At 66.0% G+C, this 26,200-nt stretch carries 29 protein-coding genes; 10 read left to right on the top strand and 19 right to left on the bottom strand.

What is annotated here, in order from left to right; all coding sequences use genetic code 11:
• The first annotated feature begins 17 nt into the window (after positions 1–17).
• Entirely contained in the window at positions 18–1,568 is a 1,551-nt protein-coding gene (locus ACV959_RS14540) for a hypothetical protein (RefSeq protein WP_475737284.1), read from the top strand.
• 3 nt (positions 1,569–1,571) lie between these two features.
• On the opposite strand, the gene ACV959_RS14535 is transcribed toward ACV959_RS14540, so the two are convergent.
• Positions 1,572–2,057 (bottom strand): hypothetical protein, encoded by a 486-nt coding sequence (locus ACV959_RS14535; protein ID WP_475737283.1) that lies wholly within the window; start codon positions 2,055–2,057, stop codon positions 1,572–1,574.
• Between the two features lie 169 nt (positions 2,058–2,226).
• Here ACV959_RS14535 and ACV959_RS14530 point away from each other — a divergent pair, with 169 nt between their 5' ends.
• Entirely contained in the window at positions 2,227–2,994 is a 768-nt protein-coding gene (locus ACV959_RS14530) for a M15 family metallopeptidase (RefSeq protein ID WP_475737282.1), read from the top strand.
• Between the two features lie 4 nt (positions 2,995–2,998).
• Here ACV959_RS14530 and ACV959_RS14525 read toward each other — a convergent pair whose 3' ends face one another.
• The 9 genes from ACV959_RS14525 to ACV959_RS14485 form a co-directional block, all read right to left on the bottom strand.
• On the bottom strand, positions 2,999–3,568 hold the full coding sequence (locus ACV959_RS14525) for a DUF447 domain-containing protein (protein ID WP_475737281.1): 570 nt from the start codon (positions 3,566–3,568) through the stop codon (positions 2,999–3,001).
• The gene (locus tag ACV959_RS14520) at positions 3,552–4,970 is read right to left on the bottom strand and encodes a DUF6513 domain-containing protein (RefSeq protein ID WP_475737280.1); all 1,419 of its coding nucleotides are present in this window, start codon (positions 4,968–4,970) and stop codon (positions 3,552–3,554) included. Before ACV959_RS14520 ends, ACV959_RS14525 begins: the two co-directional genes overlap by 17 nt.
• 86 nt (positions 4,971–5,056) lie before the next feature.
• Positions 5,057–5,614, bottom strand: coding sequence for a flavoprotein (locus ACV959_RS14515; protein WP_475737279.1), 558 nt, complete (start codon positions 5,612–5,614; stop codon positions 5,057–5,059).
• Positions 5,611–6,240: an amino acid kinase family protein gene (locus ACV959_RS14510; protein WP_475737278.1), complete on the bottom strand. Its 630-nt coding sequence runs from the start codon at positions 6,238–6,240 to the stop codon at positions 5,611–5,613. Before ACV959_RS14510 ends, ACV959_RS14515 begins: the two co-directional genes overlap by 4 nt.
• Positions 6,241–6,244: 4 nt before the next feature.
• Positions 6,245–7,363 carry a (5-formylfuran-3-yl)methyl phosphate synthase gene (locus ACV959_RS14505; protein WP_475737277.1) on the bottom strand — a complete coding sequence of 373 codons (1,119 nt, stop codon included), beginning with the start codon at positions 7,361–7,363 and terminating at the stop codon, positions 6,245–6,247.
• Positions 7,364–7,522: 159 nt separating this feature from the next.
• Positions 7,523–8,842: a bifunctional folylpolyglutamate synthase/dihydrofolate synthase gene (locus tag ACV959_RS14500; RefSeq protein ID WP_475737276.1), complete on the bottom strand. Its 1,320-nt coding sequence runs from the start codon at positions 8,840–8,842 to the stop codon at positions 7,523–7,525.
• Between the two features lie 21 nt (positions 8,843–8,863).
• The gene (accD, locus tag ACV959_RS14495; protein WP_475737275.1) at positions 8,864–9,727 is read right to left on the bottom strand and encodes an acetyl-CoA carboxylase, carboxyltransferase subunit beta; all 864 of its coding nucleotides are present in this window, start codon (positions 9,725–9,727) and stop codon (positions 8,864–8,866) included.
• Positions 9,724–10,602 carry a tryptophan synthase subunit alpha gene (gene trpA / locus ACV959_RS14490; protein WP_475737274.1) on the bottom strand — a complete coding sequence of 293 codons (879 nt, stop codon included), beginning with the start codon at positions 10,600–10,602 and terminating at the stop codon, positions 9,724–9,726. Before trpA ends, accD begins: the two co-directional genes overlap by 4 nt.
• 190 nt (positions 10,603–10,792) lie before the next feature.
• Positions 10,793–12,712 (bottom strand): potassium transporter Kup, encoded by a 1,920-nt coding sequence (locus tag ACV959_RS14485; RefSeq protein WP_475737273.1) that lies wholly within the window; start codon positions 12,710–12,712, stop codon positions 10,793–10,795.
• Positions 12,713–12,977: 265 nt separating this feature from the next.
• Between ACV959_RS14485 and ACV959_RS14480 the strand changes: the two genes are divergently transcribed.
• On the top strand, positions 12,978–13,772 hold the full coding sequence (locus ACV959_RS14480; RefSeq protein ID WP_475737272.1) for a dienelactone hydrolase family protein: 795 nt from the start codon (positions 12,978–12,980) through the stop codon (positions 13,770–13,772).
• Here ACV959_RS14480 and ACV959_RS14475 read toward each other — a convergent pair.
• A complete protein-coding gene (locus ACV959_RS14475; protein WP_475737271.1) occupies positions 13,769–13,981 on the bottom strand; it encodes a DUF1674 domain-containing protein in 213 nt (70 codons plus the stop codon). The two genes, ACV959_RS14480 and ACV959_RS14475, sit on opposite strands and share 4 nt — an antisense overlap.
• Positions 13,982–14,111: 130 nt before the next feature.
• On the opposite strand from ACV959_RS14475, the gene ACV959_RS14470 reads away from it, so the two are divergent.
• Entirely contained in the window at positions 14,112–15,485 is a 1,374-nt protein-coding gene (locus ACV959_RS14470) for an RsmB/NOP family class I SAM-dependent RNA methyltransferase (RefSeq protein WP_475737270.1), read from the top strand.
• A 138-nt stretch (positions 15,486–15,623) separates the two neighbouring features.
• Here ACV959_RS14470 and ACV959_RS14465 read toward each other — a convergent pair whose 3' ends face one another.
• The 5 genes from ACV959_RS14465 to ACV959_RS14445 all read right to left on the bottom strand — a co-directional run bounded on the left by ACV959_RS14465 (position 15,624) and on the right by ACV959_RS14445 (position 19,815).
• On the bottom strand, positions 15,624–16,568 hold the full coding sequence (locus ACV959_RS14465; protein WP_475737269.1) for an IS630 family transposase: 945 nt from the start codon (positions 16,566–16,568) through the stop codon (positions 15,624–15,626).
• A gap of 353 nt (positions 16,569–16,921) precedes the next feature.
• On the bottom strand, positions 16,922–17,824 hold the full coding sequence (locus ACV959_RS14460) for a DMT family transporter (RefSeq protein WP_475737268.1): 903 nt from the start codon (positions 17,822–17,824) through the stop codon (positions 16,922–16,924).
• 34 nt (positions 17,825–17,858) lie between these two features.
• The gene (locus ACV959_RS14455) at positions 17,859–18,590 is read right to left on the bottom strand and encodes a class I SAM-dependent methyltransferase (protein WP_475737267.1); all 732 of its coding nucleotides are present in this window, start codon (positions 18,588–18,590) and stop codon (positions 17,859–17,861) included.
• Positions 18,591–18,646: 56 nt separating this feature from the next.
• Positions 18,647–19,348 carry an MOSC domain-containing protein gene (locus ACV959_RS14450; RefSeq protein WP_475737266.1) on the bottom strand — a complete coding sequence of 234 codons (702 nt, stop codon included), beginning with the start codon at positions 19,346–19,348 and terminating at the stop codon, positions 18,647–18,649.
• On the bottom strand, positions 19,345–19,815 hold the full coding sequence (locus tag ACV959_RS14445) for a peroxiredoxin family protein (protein ID WP_475737265.1): 471 nt from the start codon (positions 19,813–19,815) through the stop codon (positions 19,345–19,347). Before ACV959_RS14445 ends, ACV959_RS14450 begins: the two co-directional genes overlap by 4 nt.
• 210 nt (positions 19,816–20,025) lie before the next feature.
• Between ACV959_RS14445 and ACV959_RS14440 the strand changes: the two genes are divergently transcribed.
• The gene (locus ACV959_RS14440) at positions 20,026–20,280 is read left to right on the top strand and encodes a hypothetical protein (protein ID WP_475737264.1); all 255 of its coding nucleotides are present in this window, start codon (positions 20,026–20,028) and stop codon (positions 20,278–20,280) included.
• A gap of 10 nt (positions 20,281–20,290) precedes the next feature.
• On the opposite strand, the gene ACV959_RS14435 is transcribed toward ACV959_RS14440, so the two are convergent.
• Positions 20,291–21,355, bottom strand: a complete 1,065-nt coding sequence (locus tag ACV959_RS14435; protein WP_475737263.1) for a calcium:cation antiporter — start codon at positions 21,353–21,355, stop codon at positions 20,291–20,293.
• 190 nt (positions 21,356–21,545) lie between these two features.
• Entirely contained in the window at positions 21,546–21,854 is a 309-nt protein-coding gene (locus ACV959_RS14430) for a hypothetical protein (RefSeq protein WP_475737262.1), read from the bottom strand.
• Positions 21,855–22,088: 234 nt separating this feature from the next.
• On the opposite strand from ACV959_RS14430, the gene ACV959_RS14425 reads away from it, so the two are divergent.
• From ACV959_RS14425 to ACV959_RS14415, 3 genes are all read left to right on the top strand, one after another.
• Positions 22,089–22,427 carry a hypothetical protein gene (locus ACV959_RS14425; RefSeq protein ID WP_475737261.1) on the top strand — a complete coding sequence of 113 codons (339 nt, stop codon included), beginning with the start codon at positions 22,089–22,091 and terminating at the stop codon, positions 22,425–22,427.
• A 154-nt stretch (positions 22,428–22,581) separates the two neighbouring features.
• Complete coding sequence (locus ACV959_RS14420; RefSeq protein WP_475737260.1) at positions 22,582–22,806, top strand: hypothetical protein; 225 nt, start codon at positions 22,582–22,584, stop codon at positions 22,804–22,806.
• Positions 22,807–22,853: 47 nt separating this feature from the next.
• Entirely contained in the window at positions 22,854–23,018 is a 165-nt protein-coding gene (locus ACV959_RS14415) for a hypothetical protein (protein ID WP_475737259.1), read from the top strand.
• A gap of 34 nt (positions 23,019–23,052) precedes the next feature.
• On the opposite strand, the gene ACV959_RS14410 is transcribed toward ACV959_RS14415, so the two are convergent.
• A complete protein-coding gene (locus ACV959_RS14410) occupies positions 23,053–24,675 on the bottom strand; it encodes an ABC-F family ATP-binding cassette domain-containing protein (protein WP_475737258.1) in 1,623 nt (540 codons plus the stop codon).
• A 222-nt stretch (positions 24,676–24,897) separates the two neighbouring features.
• Between ACV959_RS14410 and ACV959_RS14405 the strand changes: the two genes are divergently transcribed.
• Positions 24,898–25,743 carry a transposase family protein gene (locus tag ACV959_RS14405; protein WP_475737257.1) on the top strand — a complete coding sequence of 282 codons (846 nt, stop codon included), beginning with the start codon at positions 24,898–24,900 and terminating at the stop codon, positions 25,741–25,743.
• A 60-nt stretch (positions 25,744–25,803) separates the two neighbouring features.
• The gene (locus ACV959_RS14400) at positions 25,804–26,178 is read left to right on the top strand and encodes a hypothetical protein (RefSeq protein ID WP_475737235.1); all 375 of its coding nucleotides are present in this window, start codon (positions 25,804–25,806) and stop codon (positions 26,176–26,178) included.
• The last annotated feature ends 22 nt before the right edge of the window (positions 26,179–26,200 follow it).

Raw genomic sequence — 26,200 nt, 5'->3', positions numbered from 1 at the left:
GGCACAGGACATTTCCCTTGCGCAATCGTCATGTCGTCGCGCTCGCGACTCTGCTTTTCGCTGTGAGCGCGGCGCTCATGGCGAGCGGTTTCGCGTGGCCGGCCGCCGGCCTCGTCGCGGCGTCCTTTTTGGGCGTCATGCTTCTCGTCGCGGGAACGCCCGTGGGTCCCTTGCTGGAGCGGCGCGTCGAATGGCCGTGGCTGCTGCAATGTCTGCTCATCGCGCTCCTCTGGTGCGTCGTCGGCGGGCAGGGCCATTTCATCTTCGCGAAGGACGACTGGCTCTATCGCGATGCAGTTCTCGCCGATCTCGTCGCGCGCTGGCTTCCCGTGATCTATGCCGACGGCGCCGAGAACTGGCTGCTGCGCGCGCCGCTGGGGATGTATCTTTTCCCGGGCGGAATCGGACATGTCCTCGGCCTTCGCGCTGCGCATCTCGCGCAACTTTTGCAGAATGGCGTCATTCTCGCCGCGACGCTCTATCTCGCGACGCTCGTCTGGCCGCGCCGGCGTCTTCTTTTCACCGCGCTCTTCGTCGCGTTCAGCGGACTCGATGTTGTTCCAGTGTTGCTGAAGACCGGCGGCGCCTCGCTCCTCGTCAATCTCTCCTTCTGGGCGGACGATTGGCAATATTCGAGCAATTTCACCCAGCTCGTGTGGAGCCCGAACCATACGCTGCCGGGCTGGTTTTTCGCGTCGCTCGCCGTCTTGCATCTGAAGCGCGAGATCGACCTCGCCGCGCTCGCGGCGGCGAGCGTCCCGCTCGCGCTCTGGTCTCCGCTGACGCTTGTCGGCGCCGTGGCGCTATTTGCTTTCCTCGCCTTGCGCGCGCCGCGCGACTTGCTGACGCCCCGCTTCGGGGCGGCCTGCGCGACGGGCGCGGCCTTCCTGCCCGTCCTCGCCTATCTCGCGGCGGACGCAGGCGACGTGCCGCGCGAGTGGCTCGTTTTGAAGCCGAGTTTCTTCGATAATTACTTCCTGTTCATTCTCTTCGCGCTGACGCAGGTCTTTTTCCTCGCCTTCTTTCGCGAGCGCGTCGAACCGTGGTTTCGCGGCGCGCTTTTCTTTTCGATCGCGCTGCTCCTTGTCATTCCGGCCTATAGCGTCGGCTATATGAATGATTTCTCGCAGCGCGGGCCGATCGTCCCGCGCGCGTTGCTGGCTTTCGGTTTCAACGCGCTCGTGATCGATCTCGCGACCTCGGGGCCGGCCCTCGCCTTCATCGGCGCCTGCGCGATCGCGCTCCTGGGCGCAGTTACGCCGGCGCTGGAAGTTTACGACGCCATCGCGACGCCCGCTTTCGCGGCGAGCGACTGCAATCTGATGACCGTGCACAAGAAGCTGCATCCGAAGAATTATCTCTCCACCTATCTCGCGCGGCTGTCCGCCTTGCCCGAGTGGATGAAGAAGGGCGCGGCGGACGCCGCGCCGCTGACGGATGCGCCGCGCCTGTGCTGGCCCGACCGCCCCTATGGCGAGAAGCTCTTCAACTGGCTCGATCCGAAGAACCGCATCTGGCTCAGGCCGCCGCGGCCGGAAGACCTGGCCGGGCCGGCGGCGCAAAAGTAGCGGCTAGCGCACGGGCGCGACGCAGGCGCCGCCGGCCTTCTCGAGAAGCTTCTTCAGGCCCTTGGTCGAATAGCTTTCGGAGAAATTGTCCTGCTTGGCGTCGAAGATCGTGATCCGGCCGCCGCGGGCGAGCGCATCGAGCAGTTCCGGCGCTGCCGGCGCGCGCGAGCCGGAGGCGCCGACCTCCTCGGAAAGCTTTGGGTCATAATCCGAGAACTCGATCTGGAACTCCCTGCCGCCCGCCGAGAGGCGAACGCTTCCCGTAAAGGCGCCCGACGCGCTGCGGATGCTGACGAGTTCGGCCGCGTCGCCGGAGCAGTGCACGCCGAGGCAGACGATCTGCTCGGGATTGTCCTTGCACACCACGACATCGACGCCGCGCCGCCGCAACTCCGGCCGCGCCCTCTCCCAGACTTCCTTCGCCTGCGCGGCGACGCCGGAGACGACAAAGAAAGCGAACGCGGTTGCGATGGCCGGAACGCGCAACATGGTCAATTCCCCTAGCGAGTTGATGGAGCGGACAGGCCGCCGCGCGGCGGCGCCCGTCGCATGATGTGCGCAACCGGCGTCGCGGCGGAAGCGCGACACTTGAACGCAGTGCGGCAGGAGCCGAAACGGCGTCATACTTCCTTCGGACCACGAGACGCGAGGCGGCCGCGTGACCAAATTGCAAAAACTTGCGCGCATCCTGCCGATGGCGTTGGTTATCGCCGCGGCGTCGGCCGCGCGGGGGCAGGGGCTCCCTCCGGAGGCGCTGTCGCGCGCCTATCCGGAGCAGATCGAAGCCGTGGACGCGACGTCGCTGCGCTGGCGCGACGGAACGAGTCAGCCCTTGTCGGATGGCGAGCCGGGCAAGAGTTTCGACGAGAAACTGCGGCGCGCGTCGCTTCTCGATCAGCTCAGCCTGCCCTATCCGCAGGGACCGCTCTCGAAACCGCCCGGCCCGCAGGACGATCCGGGGCGTTTCCGCAACATCGCCTTCTTCGACAAGATGTACGGAAACTGCGACAAGGGCGAAACGCAAAAACGCCTCGTCGACATTCCCTGGGTCGGCGGCGGAACGATTCGCGTGACAACCGTGAATGGCGTCGCGGACAAGCTGCGGGAGATCAAGGCGGAGATCGAGCGGTTGCCGCCGCAGATCAGACGCTACGCCTTTCCCAGCGCCGGCGCGTTCAATTGCCGCGTGGTGAAGGACACAGGCGTGCGCAGCATGCACGCCTATGGCGCGGCGGTGGACGTCGCCGTGGCGCAGTCGGATTACTGGCTATGGCGCAAAGGCGCCTATCGCAACCGCATTCCTTATGAACTCGTCGAAATTTTCGAGCGACGCGGATTCATCTGGGGCGGCAAGTGGGGCCATTTCGACACGATGCATTTCGAATACCGGCCGGAGTTCTTCGTTCAGAAAGACAAGGCCCCGTGAGGCGTCATCCGCCGCGCGGCCCCAAATGCGCGGCGATCTTTGCCATCACCATGTCCCAGGCCTCGCGCTCGGCGGCGCCGGCCGTCTTGTCGATCGCGATCTTCAGATAGGCGATTTCGCTGTCGATCTTTTCACGCGGCAACATGCCGAGCCGCGTGGCGAGGATCGCCGCCTCCAGCACGGCGGCGCGGGCGCGGTTCATGCCGAGGAAGGGGCGGTGCGATTCCGTGTGTCGCACACGGCAAAAGAAGCGCGGACGCAACGCGTCTTCCGCGACGCGAACGACCTCGAGCTCGGCATGGGCGAGGGCGCAGGACAGGCGCGGCGCCGGCCAGCCTTCCACGTCGGTGAGCGGAAAGCTGCGATCGCCGACGACGAGGCCGGCGAAAACCCGCGCGTCGTCGGTGAAGCTCGCCGTGAGCTTCGGGCTGTGCTCGAGATTGAAAAGCGTCTTCGAGGGACGGAATGGCGCGGCGATCCAGTGGGCGCCGTCTTCGATGAGGCCGAGCGGCGCGACGTGGGGGCGCCCTTCTGGCGAGAGCGTCGTGAGGACGCATTCATGAATCAGAGGCATTTCCTTGTCCCTCGGCCGCCTTGCGCATGGTGTGTCCCATTTCTTTGAAGCGGGTCGCGTCCTCCTCGTCGACGTCCATGGCGGCGCCGAAATCGAGCGGCTCGTCCTGGCGGTAGCGCTTGCCGAGTTTGAAGGCGAGTTCCGCCTTCAGCAACTCCGTCCCGAGATAAAAGGCGTGCGCGCCGTCGTGCTCGACGCCGAGATAGGGAAAGAGCGACATGGCGTCGCGCGCGACATGGTGGAAACGCTTCGCGAAGACGTGAACGCCCTCGCGGGTGACGTCGATGCGGAAGTTCGAGTCCCGCAGGTCGCGCGCGAGTTCGGCGATCTCCTCCGGCGTCGCGGCGTAGGGGCGCCGGTCGTGCAGTTGCAGCAGCGCGTCGCTGTAGCCCTTGGGAAGCGCGCGGTCGGCGCGGGCGGCGAACATCAGCCGCCGCGCGGCGTCGTGCTCCTGCAGCGTGCGGCGCGTATGAGGGCTTACCTGCACGGTGAGCAGATGCCGGATATGGAGCTCCGAGCAGACGCCGAGCATCGCCGCCGTCACCCCGCCGGAATCCGCGTCGGTGAGCTCCGTGAGATTGCCCGTGCCCATCATGATTTCGGCCTCTGGTTCGCGCGCGCGCAGCTCGACATAGCGGGCGATGGAAGCCGCGAATCCGAAATGGATCGGATCGAGAATGGGGTCGAGGATGAAGTCGACGCCGCGTCTGCGGGCGATCGCCGCCGCGCGCTGGAGCGAGTCGAGATCGCCATGCGGGCGCGGCACGAGAATGGGGACGAGCGACGAGTTATCGGGGAGGATCGCGAGCGTTTCCTCGTCGAGGCTCAGAAGATGGTCGGCGCCCGCTTTGGCCGCGCGCGAGAGTTCCGTGACGTTCGCGGAGTCGACGGATACCTTCAGCCCCTGCGCCTTCAGCGCCGCGATCGTTTCCTCCATATGGTCGAAGGGCGTGTCCGGCAGGCAGCCGAGGTCGATGACGTCGGCGCCGGCGGCCGCAAGCGCCCGCGCTTTCTCGACGACCGCCGCGACGCTCATCTTCGAGGCGTCGACGATTTCGGCGAAGATGCGCATGTCGTGGCGCGAGAGGTCGGGCTTCGCGCCGCCGCGTCCGAGATAGGCGGGGAGATCGGCGATTTCCTCCGGGCCGCGTTCGAAGGGCACGCCAAAATCCTTGGTCAGCGCGTCGAGATCGGCGCGGCAGCGGCCGGGCAGGATAACGCGGTCGGCCTCGAGCGGGCGCGGCAGGCGGCGCAGGATGATCTCCTGCGTCATCAGAGCCGCAACCTTCACGCCGATGTCGTGGATGCGCCAGCCGCGCGCCGCCTCCCCGAAGCCCGCAACCATCCGCTCCAGACGCGGATAGGCCAGATGGCCTGTCAGGAAGAGGAGGCGCTCGGTCATGCCTGTTGCTCTCTCGCGGGCGTCTTGTCGCCCCACCCTGGCGCTTCACCCTCCCCGTCTAGGGGCGGGCGCGAAGCGGCGTCAAATCACACGTGCTCCGCCAGCTCGCGCTTGCGGCGCTCCACCGCCTCGACCAGGGCGGCGAGGCTTTCCACCACCTGCGTCGCCTCGAAGGATTTGAGCTTGTCGGTGTTTTCGAGGTCGATGCGGCGCGGATAGACCATCACCATGCCTTTGGGCGCGCGCGTTTCCAGCTCCGGCGCCGTGTCGCAGGCGAAGACGATGGTGGGCACGCGGCACTTGCCGGCCTGCGCGAAGACGTTGGTGGCGAGATTGTCGGAAATGCCGACGACGGCCTTGGCCACGGTGTTGGAAGTCGCCGGCGCCACGACCAGCGTGTGATAGACGTTGTAATAGAAGCCGCCGACCGGCGCGGCGCTCGCCGTCGTGTCCTTGAAGATGCGGATCGTGTCCGGCAGTTCTAGATCGTGCTTGTACATGCGCACGACTTCCGCCGCCGCCTTGCTGACGAAGAGGTCGCAATGGTCGAGCGAGCGGATCATCTCCAGACATTCGGTGAAGAAATGCCCCGAACCGGTGAGCGCCCATCCCCAGCGCGGCGTGACGACGTGTTTTTTTGTCATGAAGCGATCTTCTGTGTTGCGGAGGCGACAGGCGCGCCGGGCAGGGCGCCGCCGGCGAGACGCGCGCCCGCATCGGGAAGCGCGCGCGGACCGGCGACGTAGACGGGCGTTTCGCCGACATAAGCAGGAAAGGCCGGATCGACAATGCCCGCCGCGGCGAGGCTTGCCGAAGCAGAGTCGGCGCCGATGTCCACGCTCTTGATCATGAGAAGCGCATCCGCGCCGGTCTCGCGGGCGAGCCAGGCGGCGAGGCTGTCGGATGTCACGTCCCAGCCGGGAGCGATGTCGCGTGCGGCGCCGACCATCTTGGATGCGCGCCACAAGGCGATGCGGCCCGCCGCGTGGATGGCGTCGATCTCTTCGCGCGTCTCCGCGAGGTCGAGTTTGTAAAGCTCGGACAGCGCCAGCGCATATTGCTCCATGGCGAGCACGGCCATGGCGTGCGCTGTTTCGTCCGAGTAGCGCAGTTTCGGCTGCGCCGCGCGCACGGCGTCGGCGAAGGGGCCGCCGCCGCCGACCAGCGTCAGGCGATGCGGCCAGCGCTTCAGCGCCTCGATCCAGCGCGCGAGATTGGGCGAGTCGTGGAGCGAACCGCCGATCTTGGCGACGAGGAGCGCGCGCGGCACAGGATCAACTCGGTTTGGAACGGCGGGAGTCTGCATGGCGCTCGCGGCGGATCTTTACGCCGACCGCGCCGGGCGCGACGTCGAGCTTTTCGACCTGCACCGTCACGGAACGCACGCGCTCATGCAGCAGCACGCTCTCGGCGAGCCGTTCCGCGATCGTTTCGACCATGGCGATATGGCCCGATGAGAGGATCATTTTAATCGCGTCCATGATGACGTCGTAGGAGAAGACCGCGCGCATGTCGTCAGAGACCTCGATGCGGCTGACCTCCGCGTCGACGTTGAAGCGCACGCGCTGCGTATGGCCATATTCATGGGCGTAGGCGCCGACTTCCATCGGCGCGACGTAATCGTGCAGAAAGACGCAGTCGGCGTCATTGGCGCCGGGCGGTTCGATGAAGCCGCGCGCAATGAGAGACCATTCCGCGGCCATCTCCTCCACGACGTCGCGCCGGGTCGGGATGAGGTCGCGGATGAGCGCCACGGCGGGCGCCGAGAGGGCGCCCTTGCGGTCGCCATGGGCGCAAAGTGCGCCGCGGAAACCGATCACGTCGGCGCCGGTGACGAGCAGGCGCGGCACGTCCGGCGGCTCCAGCGCGCCGGCGAGCCCCGCGGCGAGGCGCAGGTCGCGGCAGCGCTCGGTGAATTCCGACAGCGCGCCAACGGTCATGATGTCGATGAGGCGGCCGTTTTCCTTGTGCGCCGTGTCCAGCATGGCGGCGTGAAAGCCGGCCTTCGCCAGAGCGGGCAGGCGCGAGAAGTCGGGCCGCAGATCGGCGAAGAATACGGCGACGAGCTTGACGCGCTCGGCGAGCGGCGCGAGGGCTGCGACGATTTCGTCGCCGTCCGGCGTCAGCGGCAGGGCGAATTTGACATATTCGACGCCGGTCTTGATCGCCTCCTCGAAGGCGCGGCGGGCCTGGGCCACGTCATGGGGCAGGTCGACCACGGCGCTCACCGGCCGGCGGCCGTTCACGGCGGCGACGATCTCCGCGACCTTGGCGAGCGGCAGCGCGCCGAGCGCGCCCCGGGCCGGGTCCTTGCAGTCGACGATGTCGGCGCCATGGGCGAGGGCGATCTCGGCTTCCTCGCTCGACAATACGCTGGCCAACATCAGAGTCATTTAACCGGGCTCCAAAACTCGCCTCCCTTCGAGGGGGAGGGCCGAAGCGCGCAGCGCTTCAGGGCGGCGTGGGCCTCCCGAGGCAGGGGCGTGGCGTCACTCCCCTCCAGGCGGCGCGGATGTCGGCCCCCTATACACGATTTCACGCGCTTTGAAGCGCTACTCGATCTGCGATCCGTTCGCGGAAAGCACGGTCGCTGCGAGATAGAGAGAACCGGCGATCAGCACGCGCGGCGGCTGGTCGAAGCGGCGGGACGATAGGATGCGCAGCGCCTCCTCGACATTGCCGGCGGCGGCGGACGAGGGAATGCCCTCCGCCTGCGCCAGCGCCGCGACCTCCTCCGGCGGCCAGCTCTTGTGCTCGCCCTCGACCGGAACGGCGACGACCTCGCGGGCGAGGCCGGCGAAATGGCGCAACAGGGCGCGCACGTCCTTGGTGACCTGCGCGCCGCAAACAAGCGCCAGCGGGCGCGGCGAACGGTCATGGAACTCGGCCATGGCCTCGGCGAGCACCCGGCCGCCGTCTTCATTGTGGCCGCCGTCGAGCCAGATCTCGGCGCCTGCGGGAGCGATCTCGACGATCCGGCCGCGCGCCAGCCGCTGGAGCCGGGCGGGCCACTCGGCGCGCGTCAGCCCGGCCTCGATCGCGCCGGTCGGAATGTCCGGGGCGACGGCGCGCAGCGCGGCGATGGCGCCGGCGGCGTTCTCATGCTGGTGGCGCCCCGCGAGGCGGGGCAGGGGCAGGTCGAGGAGTCCGCGCTCGTCCTCGAAGACGAGCCGCCCATTTTCTTCCCGAACGTGGAAATCGCGCCCCGCGACGATGAGCGGCGCGCCCGCGCGGCGGGCCTCGCGCTCCAGCACCTTCTCCGCCGCCTCGGACTGGAAGCCGACGATCGCCTGCGCGCCGCGCTTGAAGATGCCGGCCTTTTCATAGGCGATCTTCTCGACCGTATCGCCAAGAAACTCCATATGGTCGAGAGAGATGGAGGTGATGATCGTCGCCTTGGGATTCTTGATGACGTTGGTCGCGTCGTAGCGCCCGCCCAGTCCCGTTTCGAGCAGCAGCCAGTCGGCCGGCGTATCGGCGAAGAGCGAGAAGGCCGCCGCTGTCGTCACTTCGAAAAAAGTGATGGGCTGTCCGCCATTGGCTTCCTCGCAGCGCTCCAGAACGGCGTTGAGCCGCTCGTCGTCGACGAGCCTGCCGCCGCCCTCCGCGGCGAGGCGAATGCGCTCGTTGAAGCGAATGAGATGCGGCGAGGTGTAGACGTGAACCTTTTTGCCGGCCGCCTCGAGCATGGCGCGCAGAAAGGCGATGGTCGATCCCTTGCCATTGGTGCCGGCGACATGGATCGTCGGCGGCAGGCGCAGGTCCGGGCGGCCGAGCGCCTCAAGCAGCCGTTCGGTGCGTCCGAGCGACAGGTCGATCTTCTTGGGGTGGAGCGTGAGCAGTCGCGACAGGATCGCGTCGTGCTGATCCATGGCGGCCGCGCCTCTCGTCGGTCAGGCGGCGCGGCGCGGCGGCGACTTGGTCAAGAGGCCGCACAGGCGCGCGAGCGTCTCGCGCATCTCCTGACGCGGCACGACCATGTCGACCATGCCATGGTCGCGCAAATATTCCGCGCGCTGGAAGCCCTCGGGGAGCTTTTCGCGAATGGTCTGCTCGATCACGCGGGCGCCGGCGAAGCCGATGATGGCTCCGGGCTCGGCGATCTGCACGTCGCCCAGCATGGCGTAGGACGCCGTGACGCCGCCCGTCGTCGGATTGGTGAGCACGACGATATAGGGCAGGCGCGCGTCGCGCAGGCGCTGCACGGCGATGGTCGTGCGCGGCATTTGCATGAGCGAGAACATGCCTTCCTGCATGCGGGCGCCGCCGGAGGCGGTGAAGATGATGAAAGGAGTGCGCTTGGAGAGCGCATGGTCCGCGCCCGCCACGATCGCCTCGCCCGCCGCCATGCCGAGCGAGCCGCCGAGAAACTCGAAGTCCTGCACCGCGACCGTGACCTGCGCGCCGTCGAGCTTGCCCGTCGCGAGCGTGACCGCATCCTGCGCGCCGGTCTTGGCGCGATATTCCTTCAGCTTGTCGACATAGCGCTTGATGTCGCGAAACTTCAGCGGATCGAGCGGCGTCTCGGGCGTGGGCAACAGCTCGAGCTCGCCGTTGTCGAAGAGATTGGTGAGCCGCACGTCGACCGGGCAGCGCATGTGATAGCCGGAGCCCGGCACGACGAAGAGATTGGCCTCTATGTCCTTGTGGAACACGAGCTGGCCGCTTTCCGGGCACTTCACCCAGAGATTTTCCGGCGCCTCGCGCTTGATGAGGGCTTTGATCTTCGGCGGGACGACGTTCGAATACCAGTTCATGCCCAAAGCCTCGTGAGCCAGGAGAAGGCGCCGGTCCTGGCGGGCGGCTGGCTGCGCGCGCCGCGCACGCCTGCGGAGATGCTCGCGACGAGCGACGCCACCGCCGCGACGCTCGTTTCGCTGGCCCTGTCGCCGGAGCCAAGCGACGCCCTCAGCGCGTCGACCAGAGCCGATCCGACCACCACCCCATCGGCGTTTCGGGCGATTTCGGCGGCGTTGTCCGCGTTCTTCACGCCGAACCCGACGGCGATCGGCAAAGTCGTATGGCCCTTGATGCGCTTAACCGCCTGGCTTACGCCTGCGTAATCGGCGAGCGCCGCGCCGGTGATGCCCGTCAGCGAGACATAATAGACGAAGCCGGAGGTGTTTTCGAGAACCTTCGGAAGCCGCTTGTCGTTGGTCGTCGGCGTCGCGAGGCGGATGAAGTTCAGCCCGGCGTCCCGGGCGGGGATGCAAAGCTCCTGGTCTTCCTCCGGCGGCAGATCGACGACGATCAGACCGTCCACCCCGGCGGATTTCGCGTCGGCCAGGAAACGGTCGACGCCGTAGACGTAGATCGGGTTGTAATAGCCCATCAGCACGATGGGAGTGTCGTTGTCGCCGGCGCGGAAGTCGGCGACGAGCTTCAGCGTCTTCTTCAGCGTCATCCCCGCCTTGAGCGCCCTGAGGCCCGCCGCCTGAATGGCCGGGCCGTCGGCCATGGGATCGGTGAAGGGCATGCCGACCTCGATGACGTCGGCGCCCGCCGCGGGCAGCGCCTTGACGATCTCGAGCGAAGTCTCCGGGTCCGGGTCGCCGGCCATTACGAAGGTCACGAGAGCGGCGCGCCCCTCGGCGGCGAGGGTGGCGAAGCGGGCGTCGATACGGGTGGACATAAGAATTCGCGGTCTTTCCGGTTTGGCGGTTTTCCCGCCCCTTTTTCGCCCGCAGGCTTAGTCCCTGACCCGCCTTCCGTCCACCCCCTTCCGGCGCCTTCGATCGTCGCTTCCCTGCCAATCTCGGGCGAGCGGCCGAAATGCGGGCGGAAGGGGCGCGGGCTTCGGGGCGGGGAATGCGCGGCGCCTGTCAGATCGTGACCTGGGCGCCGAGTTCCACCACGCGATCCGATGGAATCGAGAAGAAGTCTGTCGCGTTCGCCGCCTGCTTGGTGAGCGCCACATAGAGCTTGTCCTGCCAGGGCGGCATTTCGGACGCGGGACTCTCCTTAACCGTGCGGCGGCCGAGGAAGAAGCTCGTGGTCATGATGTCGTATTTGAGCCCGGCCTTGCGCATAAGGGCGAGGGCGGCGGGGATGCGCGGGCTCTCCATGAAGCCATAATGCAGAATGGCGCTGGAAAAATCCTCGGAGAGCTGCACGATCTCGAAGCGGTTTTCCGCCGCGACGCGCGGGCGGTTTTCGGTGCGCACGCAAATGATCAGCACGCGCTCGTGCAACACCTTGTTGTGCTTGAGATTGTGCATGAGCGCGGTGGGCGCGACGTTGGGATCGTTGGTCAGGAAGATCGCCGTGCCCGGCACCCGCGTCGGCTTCGACTTCTGGAGCATGGCGATCAGATCCATGATCGGGATCGAGTCGCGGTGAGTCTTCTCCGTGAGAAGCCGCGTGCCGCGCACCCAGGTCCACATCACGATCATCACGCAGCCGCCGAGCACCAGCGGCACCCAGCCGCCCTCGACGATCTTGAGCAGATTGGCGGCGAGGAAGGTGAATTCGACGACGAGGAATGAGGCGGCGAAGAGGATCGCCAGCCACAGCGGCCAGCCCCATTTGCGCCAGGCGACGATGAACAGCAGCGACGTTGACAGCACCATCGTGCCCGTGACCGCGATGCCGTAGGCGGAAGCGAGCGCCGACGAGCTCTTGAAGGCGATGACGAGCAGCAACACGCCGACGAGCAGGAGCCGGTTGATGCGGCCAATGTAGATTTGACCCTCCAGCATGGCCGAGGTGTGCGTGATCTCAAGGCGCGGCAGCAGGCCGAGCTGGATCGCCTGCCGCGACAGGGAGAACGCGCCGGTGATGACCGCCTGCGCGGCGATCGTCGTCGCCATGGTCGAGAGAATGACGAGCGGAAACAGCGCCCAGTCGGGCGCCATCAGGAAGAAGGGGTTGCCGACGGCTTCCGGGTGAGAGAGCACCAGCGCGCCCTGGCCGAGATAGTTGAGCAGCAGCGCCGGCAGCACGAAGCCGAGCCAGGCGACCTGGATCGGAAAACGGCCGAAATGGCCCATGTCCGCGTAAAGCGCCTCGACGCCCGTGACCGCCAGGAAGACGGAGCCGAGAACCGAGAAGCCCAGCCAACCGTGGGTCAGCAGGAAAACGACGCCACGGCGCGGGTCGAAGGCCTCGAGCACCTCCGGCGCGTCGGCGATGTGCGAGGCCCCCAGCACGCCTATCGTGAGGAAAAAGGCGATCATGATCGGGCCGAAGAAGGCCGCGACCCGCGCCGTTCCGTGGCTTTGCACCCAGAAGAGCGTGACGAGAATGAAAATCGTGATCGGCATCACGAATTCGCTGAAGCGATGGGTGACGAGTTCGAGGCCCTCGATCGCAGACATCACCGAAATCGCCGGCGTGATCATCGCTTCGCCGGCGAAAAGCGCCGCGCCGCCCACGCCGAGTATGAAGGCGACTTTCGCCTGATGCCCCATGGCGATCTGGGCGAGCGCCATCAAGGAGAGAATGCCCCCCTCCCCGCGGTTGTCGGCGCGCATCACGAAGAAAATGTATTTGATCGTGACGGTGAAGATCAGCGCGAAGATCAGCAGCGAAATCGAGCCGATCACCGACTCTTCGGTCAATGCGTCGGCCTGCACCTGATGCGCGAGCGATTCCCGCAGCGCATAGAGCGGGCTCGTGCCGATGTCGCCATAGACGACGCCGATCGAGCCGACGACGAGCCCAATGAACCCGCCCTTTCCGTGCCCGTGATGCTCGGTGGTCGAAGCGGCGCCCTCCGGGGCCGGGCCCGTCTGCTGCGTCATGCGGCGTTCCTTTTGGAAAAGCTATGTTGCGCGCGGATCGGCGCAAGGGCGGGGGGCGGATCTACGACGGCGTTCTGCGCGGACACGGGTCAGAGCCCTCCCGGAGCGAAAGTCTCCTTTCGCAAACGGAGCGGCGATATACGCCCTTTTCTCCTGAATGAGAAGGCCAGGTTTTGCGACGCAACAATGCGCTGTTTATGCTTGCGGACGCGGCGCGGCGCGCGCAGGCTTCGCTTTCGTCGAGTCGCCTCCGGAGGGATCGCCGATGACGCAAGATACGGGCAGAAAAGGATACGCCGCCGCCGCCGGGGAAATCTCCATTCACACGGTCAGGACCGACGAGGAGGGACTGGACACGGGATTCGTCACGCTGCCCTGCGGCGCCCCCGCCTATTTCGCCAAGCCCCGACACGGCCGGGATTTGCCGGTCATCCTGATCGCCGAGGAAATCTTCGGCTTGCATGAACACATCCGGGACATTGCCCGCCGCCTCGCCAAGCTCGGACTTTACGCCATCGCGCCGGACTATCTCGCCCGTTACGGGGATCCGCTGACCGCGCCGGACATCGACTCGATCCGCGCCATCGTGGCGCGCGTTCCCGACGTCGAGACCATGGGCGTCTTCGACGAGGCGCTGGCCTATGCCGAAGGGCAGGGCGGCGACGCCTCGCACGCGGCGATCACGGGCTTCTGCTGGGGCGGCCGCATCGCCTGGCTCTACGCCGCGCACAATCCGCGGCTCGCCGCCTGCGTTCCCTGGTACGGCCGGCTCGACGGACCCCGCACGGCCGAACAGCCGCGCTGGCCGATCGACGTTGCGGGCGAGATCAAGGTCCAGACGCTCGGCCTCTATGGCGGCGACGACCCGAGCATTCCCTATGACCTGATTCTGCAAATGAAAGAGAAGCTCGAAAAAGCGGAGGCGCCGGCGGACGTCATCCTCTACGACCGCGCGCCGCACGGCTTCTTCGCGGATTACCGGCCGAGCTATCGCGAGAAGGAGGCGCACGACGCCTGGGGACGCATGGTCGCCTTCCTGCGCGCGCAGGGCGTGGGCTAGAAATCGCTGGCGAGTCCCTTCACCTCCCAGTCGCCGTAGCGCGCGGGGTCAAGGCCGCCGCACCCGCCGATTTCCTCCGGCCGGGCGCTGGCTTTGGCGGCTTCCCGGCGCGCCTGGGCCTCCGCGAGCGCGCGCCGGGCGGCCGGCGGCAGATTGTCGTTCCCATTCGCGGAGTTGGTTTCGTCTGCCGCGGTCTGCGACTTCGTCATGGCGATGTTTCCTCAGCTTTCCTCGCCCGCCGGCGGCGCGCATGTGCTATGATTCGCGGCAAGCCCGGGCAGTGGAGACGGCCGTTTCGTGACGAGCGATAGTAAATCATCCCCCGGACGGTCGAAACCAGTGCGCCAGGCTGCCCGGCAAGGCTTCGTGCCCGCCGAGGCGGCGCGGGAGGCCGAGGCCGCGAAGACGCCGGGGCTCCCGTCGCGTCTCGCCGCCGCCGCCGTCATCTGCGACGTCGTTCAGGGCGGCCATCGGCTCGACGAATGCTTTTCTCCGCAGGCGGTGCCCAACCGCCTCACGGGGCTCGATCCGCGCGATGTGGCGCTCGCGCGCTCCATCGCCACGGCGTCGCTGCGCCGGCTCGGCGTCATCCGCCATGCGCTCGCCGAATTGCTCGAAAAAGGCCTGCCGCGACAGGCCGGGCGGCTCGAATACACGTTGATCGCGGCCGCAGCGCAGCTCCTTTTTCTCGACGCGGCCGATCACGCCGCGATCGACCTCGCCGTTCGCGCGACCAAGCTCGAGGCCAAGACCGCACCCTATTCCGGCATGGTGAACGGCGTTTTGCGCAACCTTCTTCGCCGGCGCGACGAATTTCTGGAGATCGCCGCGAGCGGCGACTACGACGCGCCGCCCTGGCTCGCGCAGCGCTGGCGCAAGGCCTATGGCGAGGAAACCGGGCGCGCCATCGGCGCCATGCACATGCTGGAGCCGCCGCTCGACCTTTCGGTGAAGTCGGACCCGGAGGATTGGGCGGAGAAGCTCGACGGCGTCGTGCTGCCCACGGGCTCGGTGCGGCTCAGGACCCGCGCGCCGGTGACGGAGCTGCCCGGCTATCGCGAGGGCGAATGGTGGGTGCAGGACGCCGCCGCCGCGCTGCCCGCGCGGCTTTTGGCCGCGAAGCCCGAGGAGCGCGTGCTCGACATGTGCGCGGCGCCCGGCGGCAAGACCGCGCAGCTCGCGCTCGCGCGCGCCAATGTCGTGGCGCTGGACCGCTCCGCCGAGCGGCTGAAGCTTTTGTCGGCCAATCTCTCCCGCCTCGATCTGCGCGCGAGCATCGCGGTGGCGGACGCGACCGGCTATCAGGCGCAACCTTTCGACGCGATTCTCATCGACGCGCCCTGTTCCGCCACCGGCACCGCGCGCCGCCACCCGGACGTGCCCTGGACGAAGAAGCCCGGCGACATCGAAACGCTCGCCGCGCTTCAGGCCAAAATGCTCGCCCGCGCCGCGCTGCTGACGAAAGCGGGCGGCCGCATCGTCTATTGCACCTGCTCGCTGGAGCCGGAGGAGGGCGAGCAGCAGATCGCCGCCTTCCTGCGCCGCAACCCCGACTTCCGACGCGAGCCGATCCGGTCGGAGGAGGGGATCCCGGCCGAATTCATCAACCGCGACGGCGACCTGAGAACGCTGCCCTGTTTCTGGCCGAACGAAGACCTGCGCCTTGCGGGGATCGACGGGTTTTTTGCCGCGCGGCTGGTGCGGGGGGCGTAGGCGTCTCGACGCTTTAGTGGAAGCGCCGAGAGTGAAGCAAAGTCACTGCATTTCAGGCGATCAGGGATCGTGTCCGCGTCCTGTGTTGGTTCTTCATGAGCGCAAAAACCCGATTCTCGCTTTTGGAGCATTCCCCGTTTAACATGACGCATATCCGTCATGGGCGAAGTAATTTGCGCATTTTCTTGAGGAGAACTCGTCGAGAACGGCGCCGATGCGGTCCCATAATTTGTCGATAGTTCTCTCCTTGGCCTTTCGTAACAAGGCTTTGAGCTTGGCGAACATCATTTCGATCGGGTTGAGATCGGGCGAATATGGCGGCAGATAAAGCAATCTGGCTCCGGCCTTTTCGATGATGGGCCGCACGCCTGCAACCTTGTGGGCCGGCAGATTATCCATGATGACGACATCGCCCTCGGCCAGTGTCGGCGAGAGCTGCTGCTCCAGCCACGCCAGAAAGATCGCGCCATTCATCGGGCGATCGACGACGAGCGGCGCCGTGATGGCGTCGCTGCGCAGGCCGGCCACGAAGGTCGTCGTTTTCCAGTGGCCATGGGGCGCATAATCGACAAGCCGCTTGCCTTTCGCACAGCGGCCGCGCAACCGCGTCATCTGCGTGTTCGTCCCGGTCTCATCGACAAAAACCAGCCGCTTTTGATCAAGCGTCGGCTGCATCTTTTTCCAGTCGTCGCGCGCCTTGACGACGTCTTCCCGATGCTGCTCGCTGGCATGAAGCGTTTTTTTATAGGTCACGCCATGGCGTTGGAAAAATCGCGAAATCGAGCTGTCCGTCGTCTTGAACTGGCGCTCTTCCAGAAGCCGAGCCTCGATCCCGGCCAGCGTCAGGTCCGGTTCGCCGGCGACCAAAGCCAACAACCAGTCCGCATGGTCGTCCAGCGGCGAGGGGCGCGCCTTCTTGCCCGGCTTTTCCGCAAAACTGCCGGTTGCCGAAAACCGCTGAAACCACTTGATCGAGGACGAAGGCGAAATCATCAATTGCCGGGCCGCCGCCCGTCGCGACATCCCGCCCTCGACCAACGCAATCGCACGCTCACGCAGATCAAAGGAATAGCCGCGAGACATCCTGCGCCTCCCAAATCAGAGCCACACACACTCCCGCATTCAAAGCCCGATGGGAATCCCAAAAAACAAAACGATTCAGATCACTCGGGGAATGCTCTAGCTTTGCGGCATATGATGCGACTGCCAATTGTACAAATTGCGCGGTCCTCTGATCGCATTCCTTTCGACATAAATCAGATGCGCACGATTCTAATAGATACCACTGACATTTACACGCTTGTTCCCAAGTTAGAGGCGTACCGGGCCGAAATTTCTAGTCAGGTGCGAAGAGCTCTCGATGAATCCGAATCGGCGGATACTCCAATAGCCACTTATTCTCCGAACTTGCGCGCAACGCTAAAATAGGGAACCGGTTACCCCCGCGCCAGCACGATCATCGCCGCGCCGGCCAGCATCACCGCCGCGCCGAGCAATCGCCCGCCGGTCTCTTCCTTCAGCACATGCGAACTCGCGAGCACGGTGAAGAGCGCCGACAATCTCTTGATCGCGATGACATAGGGCGTGAACAAGATCGTAAGCGCCCACATCTGCGCCGTGTTGCCGAAGGCCATGGCGGCGCCGGCGCCGAGCGCGTAGCGCAGCGATTTGACGCTCGTCTCGGCGCGCGGGCCGGCGGCCCAATAGACGGCGGCGCAGAGCGCGATGACGATCGTCACCGCCGCGATCCAGACGAGCGGCGTCGAGGCCCGCACGCCGAGCTTGTCGAGATTGGCGGTAATGCTCCAGATCGCCGCCGTGGCGAGCATGTAGCGCGCGCCGGCGTCTTTCGCGAAGACCGCGAAATTGAAGCGCCTGCCGGCCTCCTGGCTGGCGTCGAGCAGGCCGACGCCGAGCACGGTCAGCGTCACGCCGAGCATGCCCATCGGCGGCGCCTGCTCGCCGGTCATGATCGGCGAGGTGACGAGCATCAGCACCGGCGTCAGCAACACGAGCGGCGCCACGAGCGAGGCGTCCGAGAGGCGGAAGCCGCGGATGTAAAAGAAATAGGCGACGACATTGAGCGCGCCGGACCAGGCGAGAAGGCTCCAGAAGCCCGGCTTCGTCAGCCCGGCGAGCGTGTCGACCGGCGCGCGGGCGAGGTCGGGGTAAGCCACGAGACAGGCGAGCGTCAGCATCAGCGCCCCCGCGCCCCATTGCGCAGCGAGAATGGCGCGGTCGTCCGCATGGCGCGTCGCCGCCTTGGTGCCGAGATCGGTGACGGACTGGCAGACGGCGGTCAGCAGCGCGGCGAAGAGAGCGAGAAGCGCGAGATCCATCGCTGCGCTATAACCCGCCCGCGCGACTTTGCAATCAGGCTTTCACGGCCCTCACCAGCGTATCGACGCCGTCTCGATAGTCGACCGCGACGGCAAAGCCGAGCGCTTCGAGTTTCTTCATCGACGGCGTGAAATACATGATGTGGTCGGGCGACTCGTCGCTGTAGAAATGCACGACCCAGTCCTCGAGCAGATCGAGACGGTCGATCTCGCGGAACAGCTTGAACCAGCGGCGCACTGTCTCCTGCGTCTCGGCGAGATGGGCGGCGCGGTCGTCCATGGCGTAGCGGTCGCCGTTGACGAAGAGCCCGCCGGGCTTCAGCGCGCGATGGATTTCGGCGAGCGCGCGGTCGCGGTAGCCGTCAAGAAAATTGTGAATCGCGTAATTGGAGGCGACGACGTCGAGGCTTGCGTCCGGCAGAGCCTCCAGCGCCTCGATCGCATCGGCCTCCCGGAATGTCACGCGGCCGGCCTTCACAAGATCGGCCAGATGTTCGCGCGCCTGATCCAGCATGGCGGGGGCGGCGTCGATCGCCGTGAGCGAGAGATCGTCGCGCGCGGCGAGAAGCGCCAGCGTGCTGATCCCCGTACCGCAGCCGATCTCGAAACCCTTGAGCGGTTCGCCCGGGCGGAAGGCGGCTATCGTCTCGCCGAGGCGTTTGGCGAGCAGCGCGTGGTTCGGGCACATGAGACGCAGGAACTCGTATTCTGCGCCGATCTTGCCCGTGAAAAGATTGTCTTGCAGGTTTTCGCATCTTGCGGACATGGCGTTTCCCGGATCGTTTCGCGCCACAGGTTATGGGGCTCGCCGTCGCGAGGCAATTACGCCCGCGGCAGACGCCCGTATAGCCGCGCGCTCCAGTTCTCGACCTTGCCGCTTTCGAGCCGCCGCCGCGCGAGCGTTCGCCAGCTGTCGGTCAGATGCGGCAGCGCGGTCATGGCGGCGAGACCGCCGCGATCGCGCGTGTCGCGGTAGAGGAGGCGGCCGAGGCGCGCGAGCGGCCAGTCGGGGCAGGGGCGGTCGATCAGCGCCAGCGCGTCGCCCTCCCGCGCCGCGCCTTCCTCCAGCACGCGATAATACCAGCCGGTGCGGCCGCTCCTTTGCACGCGAACGGCCATGTCCCGAACCCCGAACCGGAGCGCCAGCTTGAAGCAGGGCTGGCGGCCCTGGCTCACCTGAAGCAGCGCCGAGCCGAAGCGAACGACGTCGCCGAGGCAGACGTTTTCCTCGGTCCAGCCGAGCGTCGAGAGGTTCTCGCCGAAGGCGCCGGGCGCCGCCAGCGCCGGGGCGTCGCCGATTTCCGCGCGCCACAGGCGGTAATGGTCCAGGGCGTAGTGATGCAGCGCCTTCTCCGGCCCGCCGTGATGCTTCCGGTCCGCCTGCGCGTCGCCCGCCAGTCCCTCCCTGCCGATGCGCCACGGACCGGGAAAGAGGCGCTTGTCGATGCCGCTCATTCGGCCGCCCTCTCCCAGCGGCGCGAGTCCGCCGGCGAGAACGTGCGGGATCGCCGCCGGCGGCGTCACGGCCGTTCCGCCAGCAGCGTGCCGAGGATGGCGCCGATCGCCATATCCTCCTCCTGTCCGAAGCCGTGATGCCGGATCGTTCCGTCGCGGCCGATGACGACGCTCGTCGGCGTGCCGCGCATTTCATAGCGGCGCATCGTCTTCGGGATCGGCCCGTCCTCGGACGCCTCGTCGACGCCGATGGGGAAGCTCAGCCGATATTCGTGGATGAAGGCCTCCAGCGAGACGGGCGTCATGGCGGCGTGATGCTCGAAGACAGTGTGCAGGCCAATGACGACGAGATCCGTGTTGCGGAACAGACCATGCGCGCGCTGCGCCTGGGGCGTGCCATGGGCCACGCAGCCGGGGCAGAGCATCTGGAAGGCGTGAAGCAGCACCACGCGCCCCCGGAGGCTTTCAAGCGTAATCGGCGCGGGCGTGTTGAACCAGCGCGAAACAGACAGTTCCGGCGCGAGCGGCGGCGTCATGGCGGCGTTCCCTCCCTTGCGAGCTGGAAGTCTGGTTAGATGTATGCAGAGGCGCCGCGCGGCAAGAAAGGACCAGCGGAGTCGCGCCGACGGCGACGGAAGGAGCCACCGCCAAAGGGGCCGGGCGTCGATGGACGCGCCGCCGCGAAGTAAACATTTTTTTGCTCGAATGTCGCAACATCGCCTTCGTCCGATGGAGAGGATCGCGAGATGCGGATTGCGACTACGTGCGCCGTGACGGCGCTGGGCCTGATGCTGGGCGCCTGCGAGACAACGTCGCCTGCACAACAACGCGCCGCAGACGAAGCACGCTGCCGCTCCTATGGGTTCCGGCGCGGCACGGACGCTTTCGCCAAATGCCTGCTCGACGTCGATCTCGACCGCTCGGCCGATCGCCGCGCCCGGCGCGACGATCTGCTGCTCTATGGCCGGCCCGGGTGGGGTCCCTATTGGCGCTATTGGTGAGCGCCGTGCGTCATCCCCACCAGAAAATCGTCGCGACCATGACATAAAGACCGACGAGCGCCGAGCCGTCGACCATGTCGGCGCGCCCGTCGACCGTCACCACCGTCACGACGAGCACCGACAGGAAGAGCGCGGCGGCGAGGATCGGCGGAATGGCGAGCGTGAAGGGCGCGCCGCCCATGCCGAAGCTGATGAGAATCAGGGCCGGCACGATCACTACCGCCACCTGAAGCGCGCTGGTGAGCACCACGCTGATCGCGAGATCGGATTTGCCCTCGGCCGCGAGCCGGATCCCCACAATATTCTCGATGGCGTTGCCTGCAATCGCGACGATCACGAGGCCGGCAAAGGTCTGGCTGATCCCCGCGGCGTCGATCGCCGGCTCCAGCGCCTCGACGAACCATTCGGACACGAGCACGGCGGCGCCGGCGCAGGCGACAAGGACGGCGACCGCGGCGGAAAGCGACCAGGCGCGCGCGCGGGCGTGCGCCTCCGCCGGCACCGTCCTTTGCCCTTGCGAGAGCATGGCCTTGGTGAGCACGGCGAATACGAAGAGAAGCACGACCGCGCAGACGACCGCGAGCGGCTGCTCATGCGCGCCGGCCGGCAGATGCAGTTCGTTGGCGAGCGTCGGCAGCACGAGCGCCGAGACGGCGAGAAGAAGCAGCGTCGCGATCATCCGCGCAGTCTGGTTCTCGAAATGCAGAACCCCGTGCCGCCAGCCGCCGACCATGAAAGCCAGGCCGAGCACCAGCAGCACATTTGCGAGAATCGATCCGATCAGCGACGCCTGCACGACCGCCACGAGCCCCGCCTGAAGGGAGAAAATGCAGACGAAAAGCTCCGGCAGACTCCCGACCGCCGACTGCACGAGTCCGGTCGCCGAGGGGCTCAGGTGATTGCCGAGCTGATCCGTCGCCTCGCCGATCGTATGCGCGACGGCGGCGAGCGCGATCGCCGCCGAGAGGAAGCCAAGAATGGGGCCGGCGTGCGCGAAATGGACGCCGCCGGCGAATCCGACGAGACTCGCCGAGATTGCGAAACCAATGATTTCCTGACGATCGATTGCGGCCAAAGCGCTGGTCCTTTTGCGGGAGCGAATCACTTGCGCTTTTATCTGTGACGGCTCAGCCCGCGCCGATCAACCCATTCGCCCCGCGCCGGCGTTCAGCCGCGCGTCGGCAATTTCTCCCGCGGTCTTCCCCTTCGGCCGCCTGCGCGCCGCAGAGCCCCGGACGCGGGACGACCGGAGCGCCGCGAAAGGTTTACTGCGCTGCGGATGCCGCGTCCTTCACGCATTTTCTGACGAAGCTCGTCTTCGCCGCGCCGGTGAGCTTCTTCTCCGCGGCGGCGACGTCGCAGCTTTTCGCCGCGGCGTCGCGCGCGCATTTTTTCATGAAGCTGTTCAGCGCCGCGCCCGCGAGTTTTTTCTCGGCCGCCCTGGCGGCGCAATCGGGGGCGGGGGGAGGCGTCGCCGCTTCGCCTTGCGCGTCGGATGGCGCTTGCGCCTGCGCGCTCGCGCCGGCCAATGCGATCGCTGACGCGAAGGTTAAAGCTATGAAAAGGTTTCTCACGGTCAGGGACTCCTTCGTCGGTGCGTAGCGATAATCTTATCATGATCCGAGACGTCGCCTGAACTGCGGCTGAATTTCGCGCGCTCCGGCAGCGGGCGCCGTTTCGTCATCAATTCGAATGAAGCCGCCTGCAAAAGGCCAAGTTATGTTGCGCCGCCGGAAACAATTTTGTCGACTTCCGCGGGTAAAGGCGTTCTAAAAATCGAATTCGCGATGGAGAGGCGCTTCGGAACCATGGCTGCGTTCACCTTCGAAATCCTGCGAACGGGCGAAGCGCCGCGCGCCGTCGAGACGATCGACGTGCCGGACGAGAGTCTGATCTGGCGTCATGTGGAAGCCCTGGCCTTGCGCACGAAGGCGCAGGCGGGAACCTTCATCCGCGTGCGGGATCAGAGCGGCCAGGCCGTCGTCCGCGCCGGCGTCGCCACGGCTCTCGCGTCGATTTCCAATTGCTCCTGCGCCGGCTGCCCCATCAAGCGCGCCGCTCTGCGCGGCGAGGGCGTGCCGGAGAACGAAGTCGGCCACACGCCTTGCGACAGGCGCGGTGCGGGCGCTTGCGGGCGGGGCTCGTGAGTCGGGTTCGATAAACGCAACTCCGATAGCGAAAGAGGGGCGCGCGTCCCCGCGCGCCCGGTTTGGCGTTCGCCCCGAAGGTCGTTACCTGTCCTGGCCGGTTGGGTTAAATTGACGACAAAGACGCGGGTCTTCGGGGCAAACGATGCGTTACATGCTTCTTCTGATTCTCCTCGGCGCTGCGGCGGGCTGCAACAGCGTTCCCGGTTCGAAACAGGCTGCGAACGAAGAATATGCGGTCGATTCCTATGAGCAATCGTTGGCCGCCTATCAGCTTTGCGCGTCACAGCATGCTGACGAGCCCTCGGCCTGCGGCGCGCTCGCGCGGGTGATGGAAGCCGACAAGAAGCGATACGAAAAAACAAAACCGGGGCTGTAATCGCATCCGCGTCGAACCTGTCGTCTCTCTTAGCCCGGGTTTTCGAGATGCGAGTCGGACGAAAGAATCTGATCCTGATCGCCCTTTATGGCGCCGCCGCCTTGATCCTGGCCGTTCTCGCGGTCGCGGAATTCGGCCAAAGCCGGTTCGACGCTTGTATGAGCGTCGGCGCCTTTTCGAAAACGCAATGCGAGGAATATGCGCGCGAGTGAGCCCCGCGCGCGCGCCGGGCGTCGCACGCCCCGTTCAGCCGTGCAGGCCGGGCGCCTCATGGCCCGTGCGGGCGACATATTCCGCATAACCGCCTTCATAGCGGCGGACGCCCTCGGGCGTCAGCTCCAGAACGCGATTGGACAGCGCCGCGAGAAAGCGCCGGTCGTGGGACACGAAAAGCATCGCGCCTTCGTAATTCGCGAGCGCCGCGATGAGCATTTCCTTCGTCGCGAGATCGAGATGGTTGGTCGGCTCGTCCAGCACGAGAAAGTTCGGCGGGTCGTAAAGCATCTGCGCCATCACGAGCCGCGCCTTTTCGCCGCCCGAGAGAAAGCGGCATTTCTTTTCAACGTCGTCGCCGGAGAAACCGAAGCATCCGGCGAGCGTTCGCAGCGAGCCCTGTCCCGCCCGCGGAAATGCGGCTTCGAGCGACTCGAAAACGGTCTGATCGCCGTCGAGCAGCTCCATGGCGTGTTGCGCGAAATAGCCCATTTTCACGCTGGCGCCGATTGTCACGGAACCGTCGTCCGGCTGCGCGGCGCCGGCGACGAGCTTCAGCAGCGTGGATTTGCCCGCGCCGTTCACGCCCATGACGCACCAGCGTTCCCTGCGGCGCACCGCGAAATCCAGACCTTCGTAGATGCGCCGGCTTCCGTAGCTCTTGTGAACGTCCCTGAGCGACGCCACGTCGTCGCCGGAGCGCGGGGCGGGCGGAAAGTCGAAAAGAATTGTCTGGCGTCGCCTGGGAGGCTCGACCTTCTCGATCTTTTCAAGCTTCTTCACGCGGCTCTGAACCTGCGCGGCGTGCGACGCGCGCGCCTTGAAGCGCTCGATGAACTTGATCTCCTTGGCGAGCATCGCCTGCTGGCGCTCGAACTGCGCCTGTTGCTGCTTCTCGTTGAGGGCGCGCTGCTCTTCGTAGAACTCGTAATCTCCGGAATAGGTCGACAACGCGCCGCCGTCGATCTCGATCACTTTCGACACGACTCGGTTCATGAACTCGCGGTCGTGCGAGGTCATGAGAAGCGCGCCGTCGTAACTCTTCAAAAAGGCTTCGAGCCAGATGAGGCTTTCGATGTCGAGATGGTTGCTCGGCTCGTCGAGCAGCATCGCGTCGGGGCGCATGAGGAGAATGCGGGCGAGCGCCACGCGCATTTTCCAGCCGCCGGAAAGCGCGCCGACGTCGCCGTCCATCATCTCCGGGGTGAAGTTCAGGCCCGCGAGCACTTCGCGCGCGCGCCCTTCCAGCGCATAACCGTCGAGTTCCTCGAAACGTCCCTGCGCCTCGCCGTAGCGCGCGATGATCTCGTCCATGTCGTCGGATCGGCCGGGGTCCGCCATGGCGGCTTCGAGTTCCCGCATTTCGGCCGCCACCTCGCTAACCGGTCCCGCGCCGTCCATGACCTCGGCGACGGCGCTGCGGCCTGTCATCTCGCCGACATCCTGGCTGAAGTAGCCGATGGTGACGCCGCGATCGACGGAGATTTGGCCTTCGTCGGGCGCTTCCTGACCCGTGATCATCCGAAACAGCGTCGTCTTGCCCGCGCCGTTCGGCCCGACGAGGCCGGCCTTCTCACCTTTCAGGAGAGCCGCCGAGGCCTCGATGAAGAGAATCTGTGAGCCATTCTGCTTGCTGATGCTTTCGAGACGAATCATGTCCGTGGCGGGCTGGAAGTGCGGTTGCCGCGGGCTTAAGCCATACGACTGGCGAGCGGAAGGGGCGCGCGGGAGAATTATCATCCGTCAAGGGCGGCGCTGCGTTCCGTGGCCAGACGCTTTACGGCGGCAACCATTCAGGAGCGACGCATAGGCGACGGGCGAGGGCGTTTAGTCCCGGGATATGATGGCGCAGATTGCGGCTGTCGACCGGGATTTTTTATGGGCCAGATACGTCACGGGAGCGCCGGCGCGACAGAGGCGGTGCGTCGAGCGATACAACATCGTCAAGAGAGCATAAGGGCGCTCGCGAGCCGCGATGGCGTTAACCCGAAGACGGTTGCGAAGTGGAAGAAGCGCGCCACGCCAGCCGGCGCCCCGATGGGGCCGAAAGCTTCGGGCTCGAAGGCGCTGACGCTGGAGGAGGAGGCGATCATCGTCGCCTTCCGCAAACACGCTCTTTTGCCGTTGGACGATTGCCTTTACGAGTTACAGGCGACGATCCCGCATCTGACGCGCTCGTCGCTGCGCCGCTGTTTGCAAAGGCATGGGATCAGCCGGTTGTCCGACGTCGAAGGCGACAAGCCCGACCGGAAGAAATTCAAGGCCTATCCGATCGGCTTCTTCCACATCGACATTGCCGAAGTGAGAACCGAAGAGGGAAAACTCTATCTTTTTGTGGCGATCGATCGCACAGCGAAAATTGCTTTCGCCAAGCTCGGACGAGACGCCAATCGGCTGACGGCGACCGCCTTTCTGAACGCGTTGATCGAGGCGATCCCCTATAAGATCCACACGGTTCTGACCGACACTGGCGTCCAGTTCGCTTATCCGCCCAAGAACCGAAATGGACCGACAGCCCGCTACCCGACGCATATGTTCGGCCTGCGCTGCCGGGAAAACGGGATCGAGCGCCTCTCCGCCTTCGTCGCAGCCGACAACTTCGCCAAGCGGCTGAAGGCGCTTCGCGGCCTCACGCCGCATGAATACGTCTGCAAAATATGGGCGGACGAGCCGGAGCGGTTCAGAAATGAACCCACCCAGCTCACTCCGGGACTACACACCTAAATCCCTGTGACAACGAATCGTGGCCTGGACGACGATGTTTGCGGCCCGGGGGGAGGCGAAATGAGCGGAGCGGCGACGATCGGCGCTCTGGCGGTCACGGCGGTCAGCATGGTTGCGGAGGTCGGACGCAGAGGCATTCTCGGCGAACGCACGACAATCGCCTACGTCAGGCTCAAGGAGAAACTCGGGGACTGGTTGAATGGCGACGCCTCCGTGCTGGAGGACGCCTATGCGCTTCCGGCCGCGCGGGAACGCCTCCGCGCGACGATCGATCGCTTGCCGGCGAAGGAAAAATCGGCTCTCGGCGCCCTGATTTCCGCGCTGATCGAAGGCCTGAGGGGCGATGTTCTTCGCGGCGCGCTCGGCATAAACCTGCAAAAACTGGATTCCTTGCGCGCGCGCCTTGCGGAAATAGCCGTCGGAGAGAGTTCGTGACGGCGCCGGCAGGCGCCGTTTG

The sequence above is a fragment of the Methylocystis sp. Se48 genome, from assembly GCF_056269425.1.
This window is presented reverse-complemented; position numbering and strand designations above follow the sequence as displayed.